The following is a 6453-nucleotide window of genomic DNA, read 5'->3' on the forward strand; positions in this document are numbered from 1 at the left end:
GCTACCCTCCTAACGCTGCTTTTAATGCTTCGCTCACTGACTTCACACCAATGAGTTCAACTCCGTTTGGGCCCTTCCAGCCGCCAAGATTATTAGCAGGGAGAATGACTCGCTCAAATCCTAGCTTGGCCGCTTCCTGGACACGCTGCTCAATCCTTGAAACCCTTCTTACTTCACCGGTTAACCCGACTTCTCCGATAATACAATCGGTTGGTCTCGTGGGTTTATCTCTAAAGCTGGAAGCAATACTGACAGCCACGGCTAAATCAATTGCTGGTTCATCCAATTTTACGCCACCAGCTACTTTTAGGTATGCATCCTGATTCTGAAGGAGCATCCCAACCCGCTTTTCTAAAACTGCCATCAAAAGTGGCACACGGTTATGATCAATTCCAGTTGCCATTCTTCTTGGGTTACCAAAGCTAGTGGGGGAAATTAACGCTTGAATTTCAACGAGGACCGGTCTTGTCCCTTCCATCGATGCGACCACCGTTGAGCCAGCAGCACCCCGTGAACGCTCTTCTAAAAATATCTCGGAGGGATTTGCCACTTCTTCAAGACCGAATTCTTTCATTTCAAAGATTCCCATTTCATTGGTTGAACCAAAACGGTTTTTAACTGCCCGTAAAATCCGATAGGTATGATGTCTTTCTCCTTCAAAATAGAGGACGGTATCCACCATATGCTCTAACAGTCTAGGTCCGGCTATCGATCCTTCTTTCGTTACGTGTCCAACAATAAAGATCGCAATCCCTTTGGTTTTCCCTATTCTCATTAATTCCGAGGTGCACTCACGCACCTGTGAGACACTCCCAGGTGCGCTTGTTACATCTGGATGAAATACAGTTTGGATAGAATCAATGATGACAAAGCTTGGATTTGTACTATCGATGGTCCGGTTAATTTCCTCAAGATTCGTTTCAGAGTAAACGAGGAGATTTTCAGAGGATATTCCTAATCGCTCCGCACGAAGCTTTGTTTGCCGTAATGATTCTTCACCAGATATGTATAAAACCTTATTTCCTTTATTCGCTAATTGCGATGATACCTGTAACAGAAGCGTTGATTTACCGATTCCAGGGTCTCCGCCAATCAGCACTAAGGATCCCTTGACCACACCCCCGCCAAGTACCCGGTTTAATTCATTTAAGTCTGTTTGAATCCTTGGTTCATTCTCCATTTCAATAGAATTGATCGGCATTGGTTTGGTTAATAGTCCTGATCCGCCTTGGGAATGGGCGAATGCCCCTCTTCTTGTTGCACCAGTTACTTCAACTTCCTCAACCATCTTATTCCATTCACCGCAGCCAGGGCATTTCCCCATCCACTTTGGAGATTCATAACCGCACTCCTGACACATAAACTTTGTCTTTCGTTTTGCCATTCTACTTCGATCCTCTCGTTGAAACATTACAAATAATTAAAAAAAGAGGCACACGGTTTAGCTTTATTCACGTGTACCTCTCATGGTATAGCAACACTAATTGATTACATTTCTATTTTACCAAACTTGTTTTCTCTTCCATCCGAACAATAAATTCTCCATTATCAACATCGATCACCGCATGCTGACCTGTTAACAATGTTCCTTTTAATAATTCTTCTGAAAGTCTGTCTTCAATATGCTTTTGAATTGCACGACGCAATGGTCTTGCCCCATACTCAGGGTCATAACCTTCCTGAGAAATTTTTTCCTTCGCTGCTAAAGTTAATTCTAAAGAAATATTTTGCTCTTTTAAGCGTTTAATTAACTGCTCTGAAAGTAAAGTTACAATCTCTTCAAGATGCTTTCTCTCCAACGCATGGAAAACAATAATTTCATCAATACGGTTCAGGAATTCAGGGCGGAAGGCTTTCTTTAATTCGCCCATTACTTTCCCCTTCATGTCTTTATAATCCTGATCGCCATCCTGAATATTAAAGCCGACATACTTGTTCCGTTTTAAGGCTTCAGCACCCACATTGGATGTCATAATCAATACGGTATTACGGAAATCTACTGTTCTTCCTTTTGAATCAGTCAAACGGCCATCCTCTAGAACCTGCAAAAGGATATTAAATACGTCTGGATGTGCCTTTTCAATTTCATCAAGTAAAACAACGGAATATGGCTTTCTGCGAACCTTCTCTGTTAATTGTCCGCCTTCCTCATAGCCGACATATCCTGGCGGAGAACCAACTAGACGAGAGGTAGAATGCTTTTCCATATACTCGGACATGTCAATCCGGATCATCGCATCCTCGTCACCAAACATGGCTTCAGCAAGGGCACGGGCTAATTCTGTTTTCCCTACACCAGTTGGTCCTAAGAAAACGAAGGAGCCAATTGGCCGTTTTGGATCTTTTAATCCTGCTCTAGCACGACGGACAGCCTTAGATACTGCCTTAACAGCTTCCTCCTGGCCAATCACGCGAGAATGGAGAACTTCCTCTAAATTAAGCAGCTTCGTCATCTCAGTTTGAGCTAGCTTGGAAACAGGTACACCGGTCCAACTTGAAACAACACTTGCAATATCTTCAACTGTTACTTCATTGTTTTCTTTCCCTTGCTTTTCCTTCCAGCTCTTCTTTGTTTCCTCTAGTTGTTCACGCAAACGCTGCTCCGTATCCCGTAAAGAAGCCGCTTTTTCAAATTCTTGACTCTGGACTGCAGAATCTTTTTCCTTTCGTACTTCCTCAAGCTTCACTTCTAATTCTTTTAAATTAGGTGGAGTTGTAAAGGAACGAAGCCGTACCTTGGAACCTGCTTCATCGATTAGATCAATCGCTTTATCTGGCAGGAAGCGATCAGAGATATAGCGGTCTGACAGTTTAACAGCTGCCTTAATCGCTTCATCTGTAATGGAGACACGATGATGGGCTTCATAGCGGTCACGTAAACCTTCTAAAATCTGGATTGATTCTTCCGCTGTTGGTTCATCAACACGAATTGGCTGGAAACGTCGTTCTAAAGCGGCATCTTTTTCGATATATTTTCGATATTCATCAAGTGTGGTTGCTCCAATACATTGGAGTTCTCCACGAGCAAGCGATGGCTTTAAAATATTGGAAGCATCAATAGCCCCTTCTGCACCACCCGCACCAATCAATGTATGCAACTCATCGATGAAAAGAATAATATTTCCTGCTTGGCGAATTTCATCCATGACTTTTTTCAAACGATCTTCAAATTCACCACGGTATTTTGTCCCTGCTACTACTGTCCCCATATCAAGCGTCATTACTCGTTTATCACGCAGTATTTCAGGGACTTCATTATTGACAATTTGTTGGGCGAGTCCTTCTGCTATGGCTGTTTTACCTACACCAGGCTCTCCAATTAATACCGGGTTATTTTTAGTCCGTCGGCTTAATACTTCAATCACACGTTGAATTTCCTTACCGCGTCCAATAACAGGATCCAGGCTACCTTCACGGGCAATTGACGTTAGATCCCGTGCAAGGCTGTCTAGCGTCGGCGTGTTAGCACTTGCTGATGCCCCGCCTTGATGCCCGCCAGACTCATTACTTCCTAATAGTTGAAGCACTTGCTGTCTTGCCTTATTTAAACTAACTCCCAAATTATTAAGTACTCGGGCAGCAACCCCTTCTCCTTCTCGGATTAAGCCAAGGAGAATATGCTCGGTCCCTACATAGGAATGTCCTAATTTTCGTGCTTCATCCATCGATAATTCAATGACCTTTTTAGCTCTTGGAGTATAGTGAATGGTTTGAGAAGCATCCTGTCCTTTGCCAATTAAATTTTCTACTTCTTTTTGGATTTTTTCAGAACCTAAACCAAGTCCATAAAGGGCTTTCGCAGCAATCCCTTCCCCTTCCCGAGTTAACCCCAATAAAATGTGCTCTGTTCCAATATTGTTATGACCAAGACGAATCGCTTCCTCTTGTGCTAAAGCTAGAACTTTCTGCGCTCTTTCAGTAAAACGGCCGAACATCATATTCTCTTCCTCCCCACCTATTTTTCTTGCTCCATTTTTATTCGTTCCCTAATTAATGCTGCCCGTCTGATGTCTCTTTCATGTGGTCTTAATGAACCCCCAGCATATTGCTGTAAGAATCCTGGCTGGGTCAGTATCATTAATTCATTTAAGATTGTCTTAGGCATTTTATCAATATAACCCATATCTATTCCAAGCCGAACATCAGATAAACATCTAGCTGCTTCTTTCGATTCAATAATTCGGCTATTAGATAACACACCTAATGATCTGAACACTCTGTCTTCTAATTGTATGTTCGAAGTTTTTCGTAATGCTTCACGGGCCGACCTTTCTTGTGAAATGAGCTGACTTACAACCCCTCTTAGGTCACGGCCAATGTCCTCTTCTGATTTACCAAGTGTGATCTGATTAGAAATTTGAAATATATTACCTAATGCTTCGCTACCTTCACCATAAATTCCTCTAACAACAAGACCTAATTGGTGAATTGCAGGAATAATTTTATTAATTTGCTGTGTTAACATTAACCCTGGCAAGTGCATCATGACCGAAGCACGGAGACCTGTTCCAACGTTTGTAGGACAACTGGTTAAATAGCCGTGTTTTTCATCAAATGCGTATTGAATATTACTTTCAAGCCAATCATCGATTTCATTCGCAGCATCCAACGCTTCAGATAATTGCAAACCTGGATACAAGCATTGAATCCGGATATGATCCTCTTCATTGATCATAATACTAACTTCTTCATTTTCGGTTAATATAACTGCCCCATATGGTGAATCTTCAGCTAGATGAGGGCTTATTAAATGTTTTTCAACTAATACTCTTTTTTGGAGCGGTTGTAATTCTTCAATTTTCAACAATTCCATTTGGCCAAACTTTTGAATAGGAGACTGTTTTAAAATTTCTTCCATATTTTCAATAATCAATTTTGCTTCTTCATGTGAAAAAAGGGTTGGAAATTTATATGCATCAAAGTTACGAGCCAAACGAATACGGGAGCTAAGGACAATATCTGAATCCGGTCCTTCCGCACTCATCCAGGAGCTGACAGCTTGATTTAGAAATCGCTCAAGCGACATGTTATTCCCCTCCCTCGTGGCTGGCTGCTAAATTTTTCTCCAACTTTCGTATTTCATCACGAATCTCTGCCGCCTTTTCAAATTCTTCATTTTGGATGGATTCCTTTAGATTACTTTTCAATTCTTCAATTTGTTTACGAAGATGGATGCCTCCACCAATTCTCTTCGGTATTTTCCCATTATGTGTCCAGTTCCCGCTATGAAGTCGTCTTAAAACTGGTATAAGTTGTTCTTTAAACGCTTCGTAACAATGGGAACATCCAAAGCGGCCTACCTTTAAAAACTGTGGAAAGGTCATTGAACAAGAAGCGCATTGAAGAATCTCCTCCTGGTGGAAGGGACTTTGGCTAGGCTTTTGAAAGTTCGGATCAATATTTAATAATCCTGCTAATAAATTATTAAAAGCAAAACCAGATTCCCCATTAAAAATGAACATTTCTCCCTTTTCCTGAGCACACTTTTCACAAAGATGCACTTCAGTCTTTTCACCATTAATGATTTTTGTAAAATGAAGCGCTGCAGGTCTTTGATTACATTCTTGGCAAATCATACTTTCACCTCTTACTCAGAAAAAAATTTATTTATATTTTAAAGATGTTAACATCGCTTTTAGCATTCTTGCTCTTAATTCATCTCGGTATGGAAGATCAATATAAAGAACGGAACGATCGATCACACTTAACATAATTTTCGCTTCCCGCTGTGAAATAATTTCTTCTTGTACGAGCCTTAAAATGACATCTTCTGCACTCGTTTGACTAACCCTGCCTTGTATTAGTGAGAGCAATTGATCAATTAAATGGGCCAAGTCATGGGATTGAACCTTCATAATCCTTATATACCCGCCACCGCCCCGTTTACTCTCCACAATATATCCTCTTTCAATTGTAAAACGGGTATTGATTACATAATTTATTTGAGATGGTACACATTGAAATTTATCAGCGATTTCACTTCGTTTAATTTCAACAAGATCCTTTTCACTTAATTCCAATACTTGTTTAAGATATTTTTCAATAATATCAGAGATGTTTCTCATCTTCCCACCCCCATTCTCTGACTTTGACTATATTTGACTAAATTATACTGAATTTTTTATGTAGATGCAACGATTCACTACTAATGATTTTCTCCAAATCTCGTCATTGTGAAACGTACATTAGTTAAAATATGTAGGGATGAAATTAAGAACACAAAAAAGACAACCATTTCTGGTTGTCTTAGAATTGCCTGGCAACGTCCTACTCTCACAGGGACGCGTGTCCCAACTACCATCGGCGCTGAGAAGCTTAACTTCCGTGTTCGGTATGGGAACGGGTGTGACCTTCTCGCCATTGCTGCCAGACTTGTTTTTTGAGGAATCATTCCCTCAAAACTAGATAATGCAGAAGAAGTTTGTAAAACTGAGTGTGCCTTAAAAATTGGTT

General features: G+C 40.8%; 5 protein-coding genes and 1 rRNA gene. All 6 read right to left on the reverse strand.

Features of this window, described 5'->3' with window-relative positions:
• Position 1: 1 nt before the first annotated feature.
• The gene (gene radA, locus J7E66_RS11660; RefSeq protein ID WP_168241489.1) at positions 2–1384 is read right to left on the reverse strand and encodes a DNA repair protein RadA; all 1383 of its coding nucleotides are present in this window, start codon (positions 1382–1384) and stop codon (positions 2–4) included.
• 112 nt (positions 1385–1496) lie between these two features.
• Positions 1497–3938, reverse strand: coding sequence for an ATP-dependent protease ATP-binding subunit ClpC (clpC, locus tag J7E66_RS11665; protein WP_215000179.1), 2442 nt, complete (start codon positions 3936–3938; stop codon positions 1497–1499).
• Between the two features lie 17 nt (positions 3939–3955).
• The gene (mcsB, locus tag J7E66_RS11670; RefSeq protein WP_168241487.1) at positions 3956–5026 is read right to left on the reverse strand and encodes a protein-arginine kinase McsB; all 1071 of its coding nucleotides are present in this window, start codon (positions 5024–5026) and stop codon (positions 3956–3958) included.
• Between the two features lies 1 nt (position 5027).
• Positions 5028–5576, reverse strand: coding sequence for a protein-arginine kinase activator protein McsA (gene mcsA / locus J7E66_RS11675; protein WP_215000181.1), 549 nt, complete (start codon positions 5574–5576; stop codon positions 5028–5030).
• A 27-nt stretch (positions 5577–5603) separates the two neighbouring features.
• Positions 5604–6065 (reverse strand): CtsR family transcriptional regulator, encoded by a 462-nt coding sequence (locus tag J7E66_RS11680; protein ID WP_088084955.1) that lies wholly within the window; start codon positions 6063–6065, stop codon positions 5604–5606.
• Between the two features lie 189 nt (positions 6066–6254).
• A 5S ribosomal RNA gene (gene rrf, locus J7E66_RS11685) occupies positions 6255–6371 on the reverse strand.
• Positions 6372–6453: the final 82 nt, after the last annotated feature.

It is taken from the genome of Bacillus sp. ISL-7, assembly GCF_018613065.1.

What these genes read in the sequence shown, in the direction of transcription:
- radA (WP_168241489.1), bottom strand. Translation starts at nt 1,384, where the DNA reads ATGGCAAAACGAAAGACAAAGTTTATGTGTCAGGAGTGCGGTTATGAA.
- clpC (WP_215000179.1), bottom strand. Translation starts at nt 3,938, where the DNA reads ATGATGTTCGGCCGTTTTACTGAAAGAGCGCAGAAAGTTCTAGCTTTA.
- mcsB (WP_168241487.1), bottom strand. Translation starts at nt 5,026, where the DNA reads ATGTCGCTTGAGCGATTTCTAAATCAAGCTGTCAGCTCCTGGATGAGT.
- mcsA (WP_215000181.1), bottom strand. Translation starts at nt 5,576, where the DNA reads ATGATTTGCCAAGAATGTAATCAAAGACCTGCAGCGCTTCATTTTACA.
- J7E66_RS11680 (WP_088084955.1), bottom strand. Translation starts at nt 6,065, where the DNA reads ATGAGAAACATCTCTGATATTATTGAAAAATATCTTAAACAAGTATTG.